At 54.0% G+C, this 16647-nt stretch carries 16 protein-coding genes; 11 read left to right on the top strand and 5 right to left on the bottom strand.

The window, feature by feature from the left end; genetic code table 11:
• Window positions 1-7 precede the first annotated feature (7 nt).
• Window positions 8-760 (bottom strand): Nif3-like dinuclear metal center hexameric protein, encoded by a 753-nt coding sequence (locus AB7C91_RS04930; protein WP_332446562.1) that lies wholly within the window; start codon window positions 758-760, stop codon window positions 8-10.
• 52 nt (window positions 761-812) lie between these two features.
• Here AB7C91_RS04930 and AB7C91_RS04925 point away from each other — a divergent pair, with 52 nt between their 5' ends.
• Window positions 813-2846, top strand: a complete 2034-nt coding sequence (locus AB7C91_RS04925; protein ID WP_428589602.1) for a Lon protease family protein — start codon at window positions 813-815, stop codon at window positions 2844-2846.
• Here the strand turns inward: AB7C91_RS04925 and AB7C91_RS04920 are convergent.
• Genes AB7C91_RS04920 through rsmI form a run of 3 tightly spaced genes read right to left on the bottom strand, consistent with a single transcriptional unit; the run spans window position 2829 to window position 5687 of the window.
• The gene (locus AB7C91_RS04920; RefSeq protein WP_332446560.1) at window positions 2829-4205 is read right to left on the bottom strand and encodes an MATE family efflux transporter; all 1377 of its coding nucleotides are present in this window, start codon (window positions 4203-4205) and stop codon (window positions 2829-2831) included. The two genes, AB7C91_RS04925 and AB7C91_RS04920, sit on opposite strands and share 18 nt — an antisense overlap.
• Window positions 4202-5002 carry a TrmH family RNA methyltransferase gene (locus AB7C91_RS04915; protein ID WP_332446559.1) on the bottom strand — a complete coding sequence of 267 codons (801 nt, stop codon included), beginning with the start codon at window positions 5000-5002 and terminating at the stop codon, window positions 4202-4204. Before AB7C91_RS04915 ends, AB7C91_RS04920 begins: the two co-directional genes overlap by 4 nt.
• The gene (gene rsmI / locus AB7C91_RS04910; RefSeq protein ID WP_428589597.1) at window positions 4977-5687 is read right to left on the bottom strand and encodes a 16S rRNA (cytidine(1402)-2'-O)-methyltransferase; all 711 of its coding nucleotides are present in this window, start codon (window positions 5685-5687) and stop codon (window positions 4977-4979) included. Before rsmI ends, AB7C91_RS04915 begins: the two co-directional genes overlap by 26 nt.
• A 233-nt stretch (window positions 5688-5920) precedes the next feature.
• On the opposite strand from rsmI, the gene AB7C91_RS04905 reads away from it, so the two are divergent.
• A complete protein-coding gene (locus tag AB7C91_RS04905) occupies window positions 5921-6595 on the top strand; it encodes a PspA/IM30 family protein (protein ID WP_332446557.1) in 675 nt (224 codons plus the stop codon).
• Complete coding sequence (locus tag AB7C91_RS04900) at window positions 6595-6801, top strand: PspC domain-containing protein (RefSeq protein WP_332446556.1); 207 nt, start codon at window positions 6595-6597, stop codon at window positions 6799-6801. The genes AB7C91_RS04905 and AB7C91_RS04900 overlap by 1 nt, the downstream gene beginning before the upstream one ends.
• Before the next feature lie 76 nt (window positions 6802-6877).
• Here the strand turns inward: AB7C91_RS04900 and AB7C91_RS04895 are convergent, their stop codons facing one another.
• The gene (locus AB7C91_RS04895) at window positions 6878-7879 is read right to left on the bottom strand and encodes a sigma 54-interacting transcriptional regulator (RefSeq protein ID WP_332446555.1); all 1002 of its coding nucleotides are present in this window, start codon (window positions 7877-7879) and stop codon (window positions 6878-6880) included.
• Window positions 7880-8091: 212 nt separating this feature from the next.
• Here AB7C91_RS04895 and AB7C91_RS04890 point away from each other — a divergent pair, with 212 nt between their 5' ends.
• From AB7C91_RS04890 to carB, 8 genes are all read left to right on the top strand, one after another.
• Window positions 8092-8748 carry a PspA/IM30 family protein gene (locus AB7C91_RS04890; protein ID WP_332446554.1) on the top strand — a complete coding sequence of 219 codons (657 nt, stop codon included), beginning with the start codon at window positions 8092-8094 and terminating at the stop codon, window positions 8746-8748.
• Window positions 8749-8762: 14 nt separating this feature from the next.
• Entirely contained in the window at window positions 8763-9113 is a 351-nt protein-coding gene (locus AB7C91_RS04885) for a hypothetical protein (protein ID WP_332446553.1), read from the top strand.
• 5 nt (window positions 9114-9118) lie between these two features.
• Window positions 9119-9484 carry a PspC domain-containing protein gene (locus AB7C91_RS04880; RefSeq protein ID WP_332446552.1) on the top strand — a complete coding sequence of 122 codons (366 nt, stop codon included), beginning with the start codon at window positions 9119-9121 and terminating at the stop codon, window positions 9482-9484.
• A gap of 1 nt (window position 9485) precedes the next feature.
• Window positions 9486-10361, top strand: a complete 876-nt coding sequence (locus AB7C91_RS04875) for a DUF4097 family beta strand repeat-containing protein (protein ID WP_428589592.1) — start codon at window positions 9486-9488, stop codon at window positions 10359-10361.
• Window positions 10362-10482: 121 nt separating this feature from the next.
• A complete protein-coding gene (locus AB7C91_RS04870) occupies window positions 10483-11745 on the top strand; it encodes a DUF1576 domain-containing protein (protein ID WP_332446550.1) in 1263 nt (420 codons plus the stop codon).
• Window positions 11742-12128 carry a hypothetical protein gene (locus tag AB7C91_RS04865; RefSeq protein ID WP_332446549.1) on the top strand — a complete coding sequence of 129 codons (387 nt, stop codon included), beginning with the start codon at window positions 11742-11744 and terminating at the stop codon, window positions 12126-12128. The genes AB7C91_RS04870 and AB7C91_RS04865 overlap by 4 nt, the downstream gene beginning before the upstream one ends.
• A gap of 133 nt (window positions 12129-12261) precedes the next feature.
• On the top strand, window positions 12262-13410 hold the full coding sequence (carA, locus tag AB7C91_RS04860; protein WP_332446548.1) for a glutamine-hydrolyzing carbamoyl-phosphate synthase small subunit: 1149 nt from the start codon (window positions 12262-12264) through the stop codon (window positions 13408-13410).
• Complete coding sequence (gene carB / locus AB7C91_RS04855) at window positions 13407-16616, top strand: carbamoyl-phosphate synthase large subunit (protein ID WP_428589588.1); 3210 nt, start codon at window positions 13407-13409, stop codon at window positions 16614-16616. The genes carA and carB overlap by 4 nt, the downstream gene beginning before the upstream one ends.
• Window positions 16617-16647: the final 31 nt, after the last annotated feature.

Raw genomic sequence — 16647 nt, 5'->3', positions numbered from 1 at the left:
GACTATACTATAACCCGGTTGGGTTGGCAACAAAGTGGGTGGAAAGACCAAAGGTTTGTTGCAGGTGTTCACCAAGCGCCTGTACACCGAACACCTCGCTCTGGTAATGTCCTCCCCCGATCACCGTGATTCCCGCTTCCAATGCATCGTGGTAGATCTGGTGCTCAACCTCTCCGGTGATGAAACAATCCAAACCTTCCGCCAAAGCCGCATGGACATCATCGCTCGCCCCTCCACTGACAATCCCGATCGTTTGCAGCTGTGCCTTGCCGAATGGGAGCATCGTTGGATGGTCGAAACCGAGGGTCGAACATACCCATGCTGGATCACGTTTTTGGGAAAGCGTACCCATATACCCGAGCGATACCCCTTTGTACGGGGCGAACGGACGTACCTCTGCAAGGCCCAGTCGTTTCGCCATGACCGCATTGTTGCCCACCTCAGGATGGGCATCAAGGGGAAGATGCGCAACATACAGATCCAGATTCCCTTCGATCAGGGTGCGCAGACGCTGATAATGGGCATCGGTGACCGAAAGCGGGGACCCCCAGAACAATCCGTGGTGCACCACCAAAAGATCAGCTTCCCATTCCAGGGCTTTCTGGAAGGTGGACAGACAGGCATCGACGGCAAAGGCAACCCTGCCTATTGCGCGGTCCCGGCCGCCTACGACCAAACCGTTGAGGGAACGGTCGATTCCTATGAAGGATGCAACTTGCAAATAGGTATCAAGATAGGTGACTAATTCCGAGCGTTTCATAGGTGCAGTATAAAGAGTTGACACCTTTTGTTCCACCACCTATAGTTCGAGCATGCAAGAAGCAACGACGAGGGTCCGCCCTCTTACTTACGAAGAAGCATCCTTCGATTTCGATCTGCAGACAATCCAGGCTGGCAGAACGCTTGGAAGCAGTGAACGCATCGTCGGCCAACCTCGTGCCCTCAGATCCCTTACCCTCGGACTTTCCCTGCAAAAAAGTGGATACAACATCTTTGTCAGCGGCGACAGCGGCAGTGGACGGCATGAAGCGGTCAAATATTGCATCCAACAACTGCGAAGTGACACCACACTGCTCCGGGACGTCGTATACGTCTGCAATTTTCCCCAGCCAGACAGCCCCAAGGCATTGGTGTTCCCCGCAGGACAAGGTGAGATCTTCTGTGATGCCTGCCAGCAATTCAATCAGGAGATCCTGGCTCTGGCGTTCGAGAAAAAGGACTTCCTCCCCCGTTCTCTTGCCCTTGTAAGCGAGCTTGAGGCGCAATTCCAAGCCTTTCCGGTCAGAGAATATTTCAACCATTTGAAAGCCGACCTTGCAAGACAGGCGACTCATCTCCAGCATTTGGATGAGAAGGCGATCAAGGCCGATCCAATCGCTACCAAATACCGGGTCAATCTGCTGGTCAACCACGCACGAAGCACCGAGCGTCCGTTGGTCATCGAATCCCACCCTTCGTTCTCCAATCTTTTCGGATCGGTCGACCCGAACGAGAAAATCCCCCATCTCGCGATGCACGCAGGTTCGCTTCTGGAAGCATCCGGAGGTTTCATCATCATTGATGCTGAGGAATTGCTCAGTGAATCGGGACTGTACGACGCACTTAAACGCTATCTCGATGCCCATGCCTTGGCATTGGAGGGAGGAGTCGGAGTGAAGGGGGAGTTGCGTAACAGCGTAGTCCGTCCCCAGATGGTCAATCTTCCGGTTAAAGTCATTCTCATTGGGACCGAGGATACGTTCGACACCCTTGCTGAGGGGGATGAACGCTTTCTCACCCTGTTCAAGATAAGTTCTCAATTCGATTATTCCATGCCGTTGAACCCACAAACCATAGCCCAAAGCATCACCAATCTGGATACATACGCCAAGTGGCACCGGTTGCTGCCCATCGCTGAGAGCGCATTCTCCCAGTTGCTTCGCTACAGTTGTTGGTATGTGGAGTCACGCAGTCATCTCTCAACCCAGTTTTCCGCACTATACGATCTGCTGGAGGAAGCTGATTGGTGGGCCCGTCAGACGGGAAAGGACCAGATAGATGACCAGTTGATCCTTAAAGTCAACGATGAACGCTCCTATGCCAACGGCATCAGCGAAAGCAAGATCAATGAGGAAATCATCAACGGTGAAATGATCATCAGCCTTTCCGGGACCAAGATCGGGGTGGTCAACGGACTGGCAGTCATGGATCGGGGAAGCGCGTCCTTCGGCACCCCTACCGTCATCTCCTGTACGGTAGCCCCCGGAAACGAAGGAATCGTCAACATCGAGCATGAAGCGGGATTGAGTGGAGAAATCCACGACAAAGGACTGCTCATCCTGGAAGGATACCTGCGTAAGCATTATGCCCGATCCTTCCCACTTTCCATCTATGCAGGCATCGCCTTCGAACAATCTTATGCCGAGGTCGACGGGGACAGTGCTTCCTCCAGTGAACTGTACGCCCTGCTCTCGGCCATCGGAGATCTTCCCATCCGTCAGGACATCGCCGTCACCGGATCGGTGAACCAGATGGGCTTGATCCAACCGGTTGGTGGCATCAACGAAAAGATCGAGGGGTTCTTCCGTACCTGTCAGGCTACCGGACTGACCGGTCGACAAGGGGTGATCATCCCCATCCAGAATGTACGGAATCTTATTCTTCCCTATGAGGTACTGAACGCAATCAAGGAAAAACAGTTCTCCATTTATCCGATCAGCAATATCGATGAGGGAATGCAGTTGCTTACCGGTCGTCCCATCGGCATCCGCAATGCCAAGGGCAATTGGAGTGCGGGGAATTTCAATTTTGAAATCGAGGACCGGTTGAAGCGCATGTACCAGGCAGTTCTATCCAATCGAGGATAAGGTCCTGAGCTTTTTGAGGAAAGGCAGGATATACGCCAGGGAGAGTATGAAGGTTGCAATGTCTGCGATCGGTTGGGCAAGCTGTACGCCTTGCAGTCCGATGAACAGGGGCAAAAGCGATACTACCGGTACAAAGAAGAACCCCTGCCTTGCCAAGGCAAGGATGGAACTGCTCGTCCCGTGACCGGTGCTCTGGAAAACCATACCGCTGAGCGTATTGTACGCTGAGAGGGGCATGAGGATGCATTGGTAGCGGATCGCAACCGTACCGATGGCAACCACCACAGGATCGGAGAGGAACAGCAGCATGATGTACTTGGCTCCGACGAAGCACACCGCCCCGATGAGCGTGAATGCAAACACTCCGGTACGAACACAGAATTTGAAGGCTTCCACCAGACGATCATAGCGTTTGGCGCCCCAGCTGAAACCGGCCACCGGTTGCAGGCCCTGCCCGAAACCGATCAAGGCGGAGTTGAGGAATTGCATCACGCGGGTGGTGATGGACATGGCGGCAATGGCCTCATCCCCGAAGGGGGCTGAGAACACGTTCAGGCAGATGGCCGATACAGTATGCAGCAAAGTCCTGAACAAGGAAGGAGCACCCACCACCAGAATACTGCGGTAGATCCACCACTTCAGCCGGATATATCTGAAGCCAAGCGTGAGATTGCTCCGTTTGCGCAAAAAATGGGAAATCAGGATGGCAAAACTGACACCCTGGCTGAGCACGGTGGCAAGCGCGGCTCCTTGGATTCCCATGTGCAGTGCGAAAATGAAAATCGGATCAAGGATGACATTCAGGATTGCTCCCGTACTCATTCCGATCATTCCCAGAAACGCCTTGCCTTCCGAGCGCAGGTTATTGTTCATGGTATAGCTGACCGCCATCCAGGGAGCACCGATGAGGATGACCGACGCATACCGGACGGCATAGGGCTCAATGGTGGGTGTAGAGCCGAGAAACCGGACGAAGCCGCGGGTGAAAGAAAGTCCCAAGACAGAGAAAAGCAAGGCCAAGGCGATCGAGGTGAAGAATGCCGTGCTGAAAACCTGGTCCGCTTCCTTGCGCTGCTTTGCGCCGAGCAACCGGGAGACGGTGTTCGCCGAACCTTGGCCCAAGGTGACCCCGATGGATTGAATGATGCTCATGATCGAGTATACGATTCCCACTGCCGCACTGCTCTCGGTTCCCAACCGACTGACGAAAATCGTATCGGTCATATTGTAAAACGTGGTGATGAGCATACTGATGATCGTCGGGGTGGCCAATTGCAACACCAATGATTTGACCGGTTGCTCGGTCATACGCTGATAATTCTGTTCAGCATCCAGGGAAGTGGAAGAAAAAATTCTCATGCCTGATACCATCCATGCATCATGATTCCAGCGGCAACGGCCACATTCAGGGAACCTTTGGTTCCCCCTTGCTCGATCGTAACCCGTCCAAGGGATGCATCGCACAGGTTGAGCAGCTGCGGGCTGACGCCCAGCTCCTCACCTCCGATGATGCCTACGCCTTTTTGGGGAAAGGCAAAGCCCTGAAGGTTCGTTCCCCCGGTCTCCAAGGCGAAAATCGGCAGGTTGAGTGCCGAAAGCGCCTGCACCAAGGCATCCTCTGCGAGAATCTCATAATCCACGGTATGGGTGCATCCTCTGCTTGTCCGATCCGTCCGTGGATGTTCGACGTTTGCACTCCCTTCCACCAGATAGATCTTTTTCACCCCGAAGGAATCCGCACTGCGGAAAATCGAACCTACGTTGTAGGGGGAACGAAGCCGGTCAAGCACCAGGATATGATCCAACACCCGCCGCTTGGAAGGATCCAACTGTCCTTGCGCATCCACAAAATCCCAATCGGAGGGATCGCTGCCCAAGGCACCCAGCAGAAGATAGTGGATGTCGTCACACAGCAGGGCAAGCTCCCTCCCTGTCTTCCCAGGTAAAGCAGAAGCCAATTGCAACAAACGCGTATGCGTCGGCCCATCAAGCACTGTGGTGAATTGGGAGTTGGAGAACAGGCCGGTCAGCGCCTGGATATAGGTCCGGTCCTCGTTCCCCTGCAGGGCAAGATTCGCCGATTGGTGGAACAGAAGCGCAGTCTTACGTACGCAGGTGCGGTCCTTCAGGCTATTCAGCTTCGCTATCGTTATCATCGTCTTGCGCTGCCTCCGAGGGGGCTACCAGTACGGCGAATTCCCCTTTGACCGCAGGTCGATCGGACAATTGTCCGGCTACCGATCGTGCAGTCCCTTGCAGAAACTCCTCAAACTTCTTCGTCATCTCCCGGCCGACCACCACGGTGCGTTTTTCATCGAGCGCCCCGATTTCCTGCAGTGTCTTTATGATCCTGAAGGGGGATTCATAGATGATGAAAGCCTCATCGCGGGCCAGCAGGGCCTCTAGACGCTTGGTTCTCCTTCCCTTCCTCGGACTGAGAAATCCCTCGAAGGTGAAAGTCTTCCCCACAAAGCCGGCAACGCTGACCAGGGTGGCAAGGGCGGAAGGCCCGGGAATGGGTACGATGGGAAAGCCCGCATTGCGTACGGCGCTCACCACTCGTGAACCGGGATCGCTGATACCCGGTGTACCGGCATCTGAGACAAATGCAACATCCTTCCCGTCGGAAAGCAGGGCGACGATGCCTTGGGCGGAATTGATCTCATTATGGGCATGACAGGCGATCAGGCGTTTGGAAATGTTGTAATGGGAAAGCAGCAATTGGGTATGCCGCGTGTCTTCACAGGCGATCACCTCGACCGTCTGCAGCGTTTGTACTGCCCGGTAGGTGATGTCATCCAGATTCCCGATGGGGGTGGCCACCATATATAAGGTACTCATGCACCTCAGTCTACACACTCTGCTGAACCCTTACAAGCTGAATGTAATGGCATTGATTCCCAAGGCAATTGGCATTTTTCACCATCACCAATGCAAATCAACCGGATTTTCACGATTTCTCCGAAAAAAACAGCGTGTTTTCACTGCTTTTAGAAAGTTGGCACGCCATATGCAATAGTGTCTATGTACAAAACGAAACCATACCAGCCACACAGTGGCGAAAGGAGACAATGATGCAGATGTTCAAACGTATCGCCGATATCTTCAATTCCCATGTCAATAGTGCTTTGGACAAGCTTGAGGATCCGGCAAAAATGATCAGCCTGATGATCACCGAACTGGAGGAGACACAGACCAAGGCTCGTTCTTCCATGGCTGCCAGAAAAGCCGAACAGACGAGCTTGGCACGGGAAAAGGCTGAATTCGAAAAATCCGTCCTTCGTTGGGAAGACCGGGCGAAGCTCGCCATCACCAACGGCAGGGAAGACCTGGCCAGAGAGGCTTTGGTTGAGAAGCGGTTTGCTTCTGAACAAGTGAAGCGTTGCGACGAACAGCTGGCCACCATCGCCTCGATCCTTACCAGCCAGACCAGCCAACTTGCCCAGATTTCCGACAAATTGAAGGAAGTGAAGGACAAGCAGCAGATCCTGGTCCAGCGCGCCAGAAGCGCAAAGGAAAAGAAGCAGGTCGCCATGACGCTGAAGAACAGTGACAGTGCGGAGCTTGCCCGCAAGTTCAGCGAGCTGGAAAGCAAGATCGAACGGATGGAAGCCGATGCAGAGATGGCAGGCTACCACGGCACCCCCACTGCCAGCGACGAGTTCACCAAGATGGAGAACGACAGTGCTCTTGAGGCCGAACTGGAGAGTCTGAAGCAGTCGATGAGCAAGAAGAAGGAGCAGAAATAATGGAGTACTACACCAGAGAAGAGGGGAGAACCCTCTATCGGGAAAGACGAGGTCTGATCTTGGGGGTATTCCAAGGCTTGGCAACCTGGTCGGGACTGCCGGTAGGACTGCTGCGGATTGTCGGTATCGTCCTGCTCTTCTCGGTGGGGTTCGTACCGGTTACCATCGCTTATCTGCTCGCAGCAGTAATGCTTCCCTCACGATAGTCGCAATACACGAATTCTCATGACAATATAGAGCATTTCTCTCTGGACAGAACATCGTTGATGTTCTGTCCGATCTTTACAGACGGTCCTGATATTTCCGATACAACCCCCGCAACTGGTCGTAGGTGAGGCCGAGCAGCTTTGCTGCTTCCTTCTGATTCCCCCCTGCATTGGCAAGGGCTTGGGACAAGTAGGAGACATCAAGCTCTATCCTCGCCTGCTCGAAACCGAGCAGATCCAGCGGGTGTTCCGTCGTCGGCTCCTCGGTTTCGGCTGTATTCATCCGAACCGGTGAAAATGGATTTGCAAAGGGATTGAACTGCAGGTGTTCGATGAGGGCGCAATCACTTCGATAGACCGCCCGTTCGATGACGTTCTTCAATTCCCGGACGTTGCCCGGCCATGGATAGGCAAGCAGTTGCTGTTGCACATCATCCGAGAAGGAGGGCATTTCCTTCCTGCCGCATTCCAAGGCCATTTTTGAAGCGAAGTAGGTTGCAAGCAGCAGAATATCCTCACCCCGTTCACGCAGTGGCGGTAAGAACAACACCTCAAATGAGAGCCGGTCAAGCAGGTCCTCCTTGAACTTTCCCTCATCGCAGAGGGTGGGCAGGTCGGCATTGGTCGCTCCGATGATCCTGACATTCGCTTCATGGGTCACCGAAGAACCGACTCGTTCATATGTGCCGTACTCAACCACCCGCAGGATTTTCTCCTGGACTTCCAGAGGGATGAGGCCGATCTCATCCAGGAAGAGCGTCCCTCCCTCGGCCTCCTCGAACCGACCTTTGCGGGTTTTCTGGGCTCCGGTGAAGGCTCCCTGTTCATATCCGAAGAGCTCGGTCTCTATCAAGGAGGGCGGAAGGGCTGCACAGTTGACCGTCACCAGGTTCTGTTGCCATCGCAAAGAAAGATAATGCAGCCTTCTGGCGGCGATTTCCTTTCCGCTTCCCCGTTCGCCTACCAGCAATACCGAACGGTTGACGGTTGCAGCCCTGCTGAGTTTGCTTTGGAAATCAAGAAACACCTCGCTCTCCCCGAGCGGCTGTTGATTGTATCCTCCCTGCACTGCATCCATGGGACATTCCTCACTTGGTAAATTTTGCCATCATTGGCCGGTTTCACCAGCGTTAGGGTACCACAGCAGACGAAGGGAGAAAAGAGGGACATACGCAATCCTTGGTAATTTGGCGAATTAGCAGATTTTTTAGACAATTTCAATTATTGGCACGGTTCGTGCATCTGGATTTTCAGACACACAGGTGGTACTACTACCTAAGGAGAAAGAGTATGGGAGTATTTTCAAGATTCTTGGACATAGTCAATGCAAATATCAACTCGCTGCTGGATAAGGCGGAAGATCCGGAAAAGATGATCAAGTTGATGATGCAGGAAATGGAAGATACCTTGATCGAGCTGAAGAGTTCCTGTGCGGCCAAGATGGCCAGCAGGGCAAAGACGGATCGCTCGTACAAGGAAGCACTCAATGCCGTCGAACGCTGGCAGAACCGGGCGGAGCTTGCCATCAGCAAGGGACGCGAGGATCTGGCACGTGAAGCCTTGTTGGAAAGAAAGCAGGCGAAGGCCACCCTCGACCACCTGAGTGAGGAACTGGCTTCGTATGATGAACTGATCAAGACGGCAAAAGGCGAAATCAATCAGATCGAGGACAAGTTGACCGCCGTCAAACAGAAATACCAGATGATGGCCGAACGAGCCAAGCGTGCCCGCGAGGAACAGGCTGCCCAAGAGACCCTTAGACGGGCGAATGAAGGAGCCACCTTCAACCGGTTCAATGATATGGAAGAGAAGATCGACCGCATGCAGGCCAACAATGACCTGAATCGGCGGACTGCTTCCTCCCTCGACGAGAAATTCAGGGACTTGGAGGAGATGGATGACATCGATGCCGAGATCGCAGAACTTCGCAAACGGGCCGGATTATAAGGAAGGGGTGTGACATGCAAGCGGTATGGATTCTCTCGGTCATCTTCACGTTCATCATCATCGTTTCAACCATCGACCATCGCTATACGCTACGTAAGAAGAAAATCGAAGCGGCGCTGAGAATGCGGGAGATGGAAATGGGATTTCCCCCGGGGACCTACAGTGATGTCAGGATCAAACACGGCAAAGGCAAGAAGGATGCGTCCTGGGACCCTTCCTTCGTCGCCTGGCAGCAGGGTTCGAAACGAGAAGAGCTGAAAAAGGGTATCAACGATCTGCAGCAGCGGCTTGCGAATCTGGAAACAATAATGAACAACCGGAGGGAGAAAACCGAAGGTGTACACGATAAGGAATGGAAGGAATGATTGCTATGGCTACCAAAAAATTGTACAGATCCCCTCGGGGAAAGATTTTCGGGGTTTGCACCGGCCTTGCTGAATGGCGCGACCTGCCCGCCGAACCCGTCCGGTTGATTGTGTTCCTGGTGATTCTGTTCACCGGAGTCTTCCCTGGTGCATTGATCTACCTTGCAGCGGCTCTGCTCATCCCCATGAATCCGGGTTATGAGGCAAGCGAAACCATCTATACGAACAACAGCACAGCTTCCTCGAGCTCACAGAGTGAGGAAGAGCTGAAAGCCGAATACGAACGGCTCAAGCGCAAGGTTGAGAAGATGGAAAGCGAAATGTTCAACAAGGAACGGGATTGGGACGATCGTTTCCAACAAGGACAGTGATATGCTCAGTGATACCAAGGCCAACAAGATCTTCTTGATCATCCTGGTCATCCTCCTTTCGATCGTCTTTTCCTTCGTCAAAGGTTGGGAAAGACGGGGAACGGAAAACCGAAGCACGCAGAATCTGGCATTCCAGGCATCCGATTCCCTGAAGATATCAACCATCACCAACGATATCGTCATCGAGGTGGATCCGAATGCCAAACAGATTTCCTTCTCGGTCGGCGGAAATGAACGCGATGTCCTCCATGTCGACAAGAAAGGAAACCTGGTAACCGTTGAGGTCAAGCCCGTCGAACACTGGTTCCTGCATTTCGTTTCCTATACGCCCGCTCCCTTGGTGGTCACCCTGCCCGTCGATACCGTCGATTTCCTTGAAGCAGCATCGGTGTCCGGTGACATCCGGGTCATCCCGGCACTCAAAGCCAATCGGGTGGAGCTGAAGAGCACCAGCGGGGGTCTGGATATTCTTTCGCTGGAGGCAAAGGACCAAGTGAAACTTGCCTCAGTGAGCGGAGGCATCGATGCAAGCAGCATAACCGCTGCCCGCTCGGTGGAACTGGCGACAACCAGCGGTACGATCGAGGTGCAGCAGATCCAAACGAAGGATGCCGTGCTCAAGAGCATCAGCGGCAGCATCCAAACGCAGGCAAATCTGTCGAGCCAAGGCTCGCTGAAAGCGTCCTCCACCAGCGGAACCCTCGATCTGGATCTGCGCAAAACCAAGGACCTGGATATCACCGCCTCCACGCTCAGCGGCGACATCCGGTTCAACGGACAGAGTCAGGAACAAAAGAAAACCAACGTCCAGGAAGGGGACGCATCACATACCGTCCAGATGAACACGGTCAGCGGAACCATATCTCTGTTGTACTGAAAGCTCGTATTTCCCGCCAAGAAGGCCGCCTCTGCAAATGGCGGCCTTCTTCTTTGGCAAAATTGACTTGCACACGCTTGTCCCACCGGCTAGCATGCAAGTAGAGACAACAGGAGGCACCGTGCAGCGAACAGAACGTACCTTGTATCTGGTGATGATCATGCTCATCACGATGTTGGCCCTGACAGGAATCATCACAGAAGGTCCCGTGGAGGTTCTCAAACAAACATTGGTGCTGCAGACCAAGAGCGCCAGACTGATCAATGACTTCACCTTCGAAGGCGTGGGTACTGCAATGTTCAATGCAGCCACCGTCGGCGTCCTTGCCCTGATTTTGGTCTTCAACGCCTCGGTCAGCCTTTCGGGCCCCACTCTTTCTGCCATCCTGACCATGATGGGGTTCTCTTTCTTCGGCAATACGCTGCTCAACTGCATTCCCATCATGCTCGGGGTGTTTCTTGCCAGCAAGTTCGCCCACAAGAGCTTCGGGTCCTACAGCCTGATAGCCCTCTTCGGTACCGCCTTGGGTCCGCTGGTCACCTACCTCATGTTCTCGCTCGGCTTGCATCCTCTTTTTTCCATCCCGTTGGGACTTGCAAGCGGCATTGCAGTCGGGTTCATACTTCCTGCCGTTGCAGGATCCATGTTGCAGCTCCACCAGGGATACAATCTCTACAACATCGGATTCAGCTGTGGTTTCATCGGCCTGTTTGCAGCAAACCTTCTTATTGCAGCAAGAAAGATGGAAACCATCACCATCACTTGGAATGAGGCATTCTCCCTTCCCCTGTTCTTGCTGGTCCCGCTGTTCAGCCTCGCTTTGCTGGTCTTGGGGCTGTTCATCGAAAACCCCAGGCAGGGATGCAAGGGCCTGTTGGAAATCCAAAAGCTGTCCGGCCGCCTTCCATATGATTTCTTCGACACCGGGTATACCGGAGGAACCCTGCTCAATATCGGGTTGCTTGGATTGCTTGCGTTTGCCTATGTACAGGCAATCGGATCACCGGTCAACGGACCGGTCATCGGAGGAATCCTCACCATCATGGCGTTTGGAGGTTTTGGAAAAACCTTGAAGAATACAATTCCCGTTGTTCTGGGCGTGGTTGTTGCAACCCTGGTGTTCGGCAAGGACCTCACCGCCCCGGGACCGTTGCTTGCCGCCCTTTTTTCCACCACATTGGCGCCCATCGCCGGCCAGTTCGGATTTCTTGCCGGACTCTTGGCAGGATTTGTACACCTGATCATGGTGGAAGTGAGTGCGCAATGGCATGCGGGACTGGATCTGTATAACAACGGGTTTGCCGGTGGCCTGACCGCCAGTCTTTTTGTCGCCATTTTCCAATGGTATTCGACCAATCGCCCGAAGGAGGATTTCACACGATGAAACGCAAAGAGTTTCTCGGACGACTCATAGGGGAAGTTACCAACTTCCTGCTCCAAGGCAATCCGCTTCGTCTGGTGGTTTCCCTCCACCAGGAAGAGGATGGTGCTCATGTCAGCTTCTTTGATGACCAGATAAGGTCGGAAGAGGAAATACAAAAGATCTACCAAGCCCTCAATCCCAAACAGAGCAGGCCGGAGCTGGCCGAATACTACGGAATGATGGCAGGCCATGACATGACCTGGGATGCACGCTTGAAATTGATCGGCTGGCAGATTAAACACGCCAGTGTCGACAACTCGGACAGTGGTTTGCGCATCGATCTGTGGTTGGGTGGAGATGCATTCAACCCCGAACACTTCACCATGGGGGATACACAGCAATAATGCAACATATTTGGTGTATTTTGTTGCATTTATTCGTTATTTTCCGGAAATTGTTGTATATTCATGCAAATAGTGTTGCATAACCTTCTCATTTTCGCTATCATCCGCTGGAATACACACAGATGGAGCAGCTATGGAAACACGCTTTCTACTTCTGGAAGACGGAGCCCTGTACAAAGGAAGAAGGTTCGGCGCCCCTGCACCACACCTTGGCCAAGGTATTGTTGCAGGAGAGCTGGTATTCAACACCAGCATGACCGGCTATCAGGAAATCCTGACCGACCCCTCGTATCATGGGCAGATGGTGGTGATGACCTACCCCCACATAGGGAATTATGGATGCGATCCTGCGTTTGACGAAGGACTGAAGCATCCCAGCGGCATCAGTTGTTCCGCATTGATTGTACGATCCGTGTATGAAGGCCCTCTTCCTATGAAGAGGGTCTCTTTGGATAGATACCTTACCCACCATCATGTAGTGGGCATCACCTCAGTCGACACCCGTTCCCTGACCATCCACCTTCGCACCAAAGGGTCTCAGAACGCCATCATCTTTGATGCGGACACATCGGACCTTTCGCAGCAGCAGTATGAGGCTGCCCTTGCATCGGTCCGGGCCTTCCCCCATCTGGGCGAACGGGACCTGATCGAAAATGTGGCGACCAAGCAGGTGATCTACGATCCACCGATTGCAGGTTCCGTCCCATTCACCCCGGTCCTGCGATTCGCACTTGTTGACTTCGGCATCAAACGTTCCATCATTGCCGAACTCTATCGGCGGAAGGTCGGCGTCACCCTGTTCCCCCCGGATGTAAAAGCCCGAACAATTCTCGAATCCGGATGCAATGCAATGTTGCTTTCCAACGGACCCGGAGATCCCGCCTTGCTCATCGAGGCGGTGGAGATGACCAGGGAAGTCATCACGAAACTCCCTGTCTTCGGCATCTGTCTGGGGCATCAGTTGATCACCTGGGCATTGGGAGGCAGGACGATAAAACTTCCGTACGGTCATCACGGAGGAAATCATCCGATCATCGACCTTGACAGCAAAGCCTGCTTCGTCACCAGCCAGAACCACGGATATGCCAGTGAAGAAGCGTCTCTCCCTGATGCGGTACATGTCTGGCTACGCAACGCCAATGACTACACCATAGAGGGGTTGTATCACACCGCCAAACAGGTGTGCAGCGTACAGTTCCACCCCGAAGCATCCCCCGGACCACAGGATGCAACCTGGATTTTCGACCGTTTCATCAAAATTGCAGAGGAGGCCCGCTCATGAGTGCACGGCGCGATATCAAACGCATTCTGATCGTAGGCAGCGGCCCGATCGTCATAGGACAAGCCTGCGAGTTCGACTACAGCGGAACCCAGGCGGTGAAAGCCCTGAAGGAAGAGGGATATGAGGTGATCCTGCTCAATCCCAACCCGGCGACCGTCATGACCACCCCCTCCTTGGCCGACCAAGTCTACCTCGATCCATTGAAGGTGGAGTATGTAGAACAGATTTTCCAACGGGAACGTCCGGATGCCATCCTGACGACCATGGGAGGCCAGAGCAGCCTTAATCTGGCCCTCGAACTCGACAAGGCGGGATTGCTTATCCAATACGGGGTGGAGGTCATCGGCTCTTCCATCGCTTCGATCAAATTGGCCGAGGACCGGGGCGCCTTCAAACAGGTGGTGGAAGGCTTGGGTCTGGAAAGCGCGCGTAGCCAAGTCGTGCATTCGCTCAAGGAAGGCAAGGAAGTGTTGGCCACCTTCCCCTTCCCGGTGATCATCCGGCCTTCCTATACCCTGGGCGGCATGGGTGGATCGATCGCCTATACAGCCGAGGAATTCCCCGATTTGCTTGAACATGCATTGGAAACCAGTCCGGCCGGAGAAGCCCTCATCGAGGAATCCCTGATCGGCTGGAAGGAATTCGAGATGGAGGTGATGCGGGACAAGGCCGACAACGCCATCATCGTCTGCTCGATCGAAAACATAGATCCGATGGGGGTGCATACCGGTGACAGTATTACGATCGCCCCCATCCAAACCCTCGATGACAAGCTCTATCAGAAAATGCGCAATGCATCCATCGCCATTCTCAGGGCGGTGGGGGTGGACTGCGGCGGCAGCAACGTTCAGTTTGCCGTCCATCCGGAAACAGGAAGGATGGTGGTCATCGAAATGAATCCGAGAGTCTCCCGCTCTTCTGCCTTGGCAAGCAAGGCAACCGGGTTTCCAATCGCCCGATGCTCGGCAAAGCTTGCGGTCGGCTACACGCTTGACGAGGTGGTCAACGAAATAACCGGTCAGTCCGTTTCCTGCTTCGAGCCGGTGCTCGATTATTGCGCCGTAAAGGTTCCCCGGTTCGAATTGGAAAAATTCCCGCTCCCCTTCTCCGCGTTGGGAACACAGATGCGCAGTGTCGGGGAAGCTCTGGCACTCGGAAGGACCGCGCTGGAAGCCTTGAACAAAGGCATCCGCGCTTCGGAACGGAAACTGGAGGGATTGTGTGATCTGGTCGCCACCGGCCGTTACACCCCCGAGGATGTCGACCGTTTCCTCAGGAGCGCCCATCCTCTGCGGTTACTGGCCGCCTACACCACCTTGTGCAGGCAAGGCCTTGACGCCCTTGCAGAAATTGAACGTATCACCTGTTTCGACCGATGGTTCCTCAACCTGCTTGTCCAGCAATATACCTTGGAAGAAGCCATCCAAAGGCAGCTCGACTACCCTACGCTCCTTGAGGCGAAGCAAGCGGGCATCAGCGATCGGCACATCGCCTTTTTGACCGGTAGGATCCATCAGGACATCGAACGGCTCCGCTATGCCTACGAACTGCATCCGGTCACCCACCATGTGGACACCTGTGCAGGGGAATTCGATGCTTTGACGCCCTATCTCTACACCACCTACGGGGAGACCAACGAGGCCAGCGGATTGGGAGAAAATGCGGTGGTAATCCTGGCAAGCGGTCCGAATCGGATCGGCCAGGGTCTTGAGTTCGATACCTGCTGTACGCTCGCCTCCCTCGCCTACCGGAAATTGGGGAAGAAGACCATCATGGTCAACAGCAATCCCGAAACGGTCTCCACGGATTTCAATATCAGCGACCGTCTGTATATGGAAAGTCTGTGTGCTGAGGAAGTGAAGGAAATCCTTCGACTTGAAAGAACGAACCAGGTAGTGGTCCAATTGGGGGGCCAGACACCGTTGAATCTTGCCGCCTCGCTTACCGCTTCGGGAGCTTGCCTGGTCGGAACCGGCCTTGCGGGTCTTCTGGATGCAGGGGACCGGGGGAAATTCTCTGCTCTGGTACGGGAACTCGGCCTGAGACAGCCGAAAAACCGGATTGCAGAAGCGACGGAGGACATCCTTCCGCTTGCCCAGGAAGTCGGATTCCCCGTGTTGATCCGACCATCCTTTGTCCTCGGCGGAAGGGGGATGTACATCGTCTACGATGAGCAAGGCCTGGCCCAGCTGGGACACATTGAAGCCAGCAAGGAGGAACCGGTGCTGGTCGACCAGTTTCTGGAGGATGCTTTCGAGTATGACTTGGATGCGGTATCGGATGGATCGAGCCTGTACATCGGGGGTATCCTCCAGCATATAGAGGCGGCGGGCATCCACAGCGGGGATTCCGCTGCAGTCTTCCCGCCCTACAAGTCTTCACCGCAGATTCTGGAGCAGATGCAGGAATGGGCGCATATGCTTGCTTTGGCACTCAAGGTGAAAGGATTGATGAACATCCAGTTTGCAGCCAAGGATGGTCTGTTGTATCTGATCGAAGTCAATCCGAGAGCAAGCCGTACAGTACCCTTCATCTCAAAGACCTCAAGAGTCGATTTGATCGAATGCGCCGTACGCATCTGGGAAGGACAGGACTTGGTCCAACAAGGGTTGGTACAAAGCAGGGGACAGCGTGCGATGGGCAGGTGCAGGACCGGATGGGCGGTGAAGGAAGCAGTATTCAGCTTCGACCGTTTCAGTAACGTCGATCCGGCCTTGGGACCTGAAATGCGCTCGACCGGTGAGTCGATCGGATTGGGCAAGACATTCGGCGAGGCGTTCGCCAAGAGCCAGATAAGTGCAGGAAATCGTCTGCCGGTTGCAGGCAAGGTGTTCGTGAGTGTGAATAAAAAGGATCGAATGACAATCCTTCCCGTGGTGAAACGGCTGTGCGAGCTGGGCTTCTCCATCGCGGCAACCAAGGGAACGGCAGCTTTTCTTTTCAATGAAGGGATCATGTGCGAAGTCATGCAGAAAGTGCACGAGGGACGGCCCAATGTCACTGATTACCTGAAGAGCAGACAGATCGCCCTGGTGATCAACACCCCGATGGGTTTCCAAGCCCACAGCAGCGATGATGAGATCCGAAGCATCGCCATGCGCTTGAAAATTCCCTATACAACCACCACCAGTGCAGCCATCGCCGCAGTGCAGGCCATTGAATACCTGCAGAAGAAACAAGTGGTGGTTCGGTCGCTCAATTCGTAGGAGCAATTGCCTTTTGGGTCTCTATACGATA

The sequence above is a fragment of the Sphaerochaeta sp. genome, from assembly GCF_050256055.1.
In the GTDB taxonomy this organism is placed as follows: Bacteria; Spirochaetota; Spirochaetia; order Sphaerochaetales; family Sphaerochaetaceae; genus Sphaerochaeta.
This window is presented reverse-complemented; position numbering and strand designations above follow the sequence as displayed.

Bases quoted from the DNA above. Each gene is read 5' to 3' on its own strand.
- AB7C91_RS04930 (WP_332446562.1), bottom strand. From the start codon at position 760: ATGAAACGCTCGGAATTAGTCACCTATCTTGATACCTATTTGCAAGTT.
- AB7C91_RS04925 (WP_428589602.1), top strand. From the start codon at position 813: ATGCAAGAAGCAACGACGAGGGTCCGCCCTCTTACTTACGAAGAAGCA.
- AB7C91_RS04920 (WP_332446560.1), bottom strand. From the start codon at position 4,205: ATGAGAATTTTTTCTTCCACTTCCCTGGATGCTGAACAGAATTATCAG.
- AB7C91_RS04915 (WP_332446559.1), bottom strand. From the start codon at position 5,002: ATGATAACGATAGCGAAGCTGAATAGCCTGAAGGACCGCACCTGCGTA.
- rsmI (WP_428589597.1), bottom strand. From the start codon at position 5,687: ATGAGTACCTTATATATGGTGGCCACCCCCATCGGGAATCTGGATGAC.
- AB7C91_RS04905 (WP_332446557.1), top strand. From the start codon at position 5,921: ATGCAGATGTTCAAACGTATCGCCGATATCTTCAATTCCCATGTCAAT.
- AB7C91_RS04900 (WP_332446556.1), top strand. From the start codon at position 6,595: ATGGAGTACTACACCAGAGAAGAGGGGAGAACCCTCTATCGGGAAAGA.
- AB7C91_RS04895 (WP_332446555.1), bottom strand. From the start codon at position 7,879: ATGGATGCAGTGCAGGGAGGATACAATCAACAGCCGCTCGGGGAGAGC.
- AB7C91_RS04890 (WP_332446554.1), top strand. From the start codon at position 8,092: ATGGGAGTATTTTCAAGATTCTTGGACATAGTCAATGCAAATATCAAC.
- AB7C91_RS04885 (WP_332446553.1), top strand. From the start codon at position 8,763: ATGCAAGCGGTATGGATTCTCTCGGTCATCTTCACGTTCATCATCATC.
- AB7C91_RS04880 (WP_332446552.1), top strand. From the start codon at position 9,119: ATGGCTACCAAAAAATTGTACAGATCCCCTCGGGGAAAGATTTTCGGG.
- AB7C91_RS04875 (WP_428589592.1), top strand. From the start codon at position 9,486: ATGCTCAGTGATACCAAGGCCAACAAGATCTTCTTGATCATCCTGGTC.
- AB7C91_RS04865 (WP_332446549.1), top strand. From the start codon at position 11,742: ATGAAACGCAAAGAGTTTCTCGGACGACTCATAGGGGAAGTTACCAAC.
- carA (WP_332446548.1), top strand. From the start codon at position 12,262: ATGGAAACACGCTTTCTACTTCTGGAAGACGGAGCCCTGTACAAAGGA.
- carB (WP_428589588.1), top strand. From the start codon at position 13,407: ATGAGTGCACGGCGCGATATCAAACGCATTCTGATCGTAGGCAGCGGC.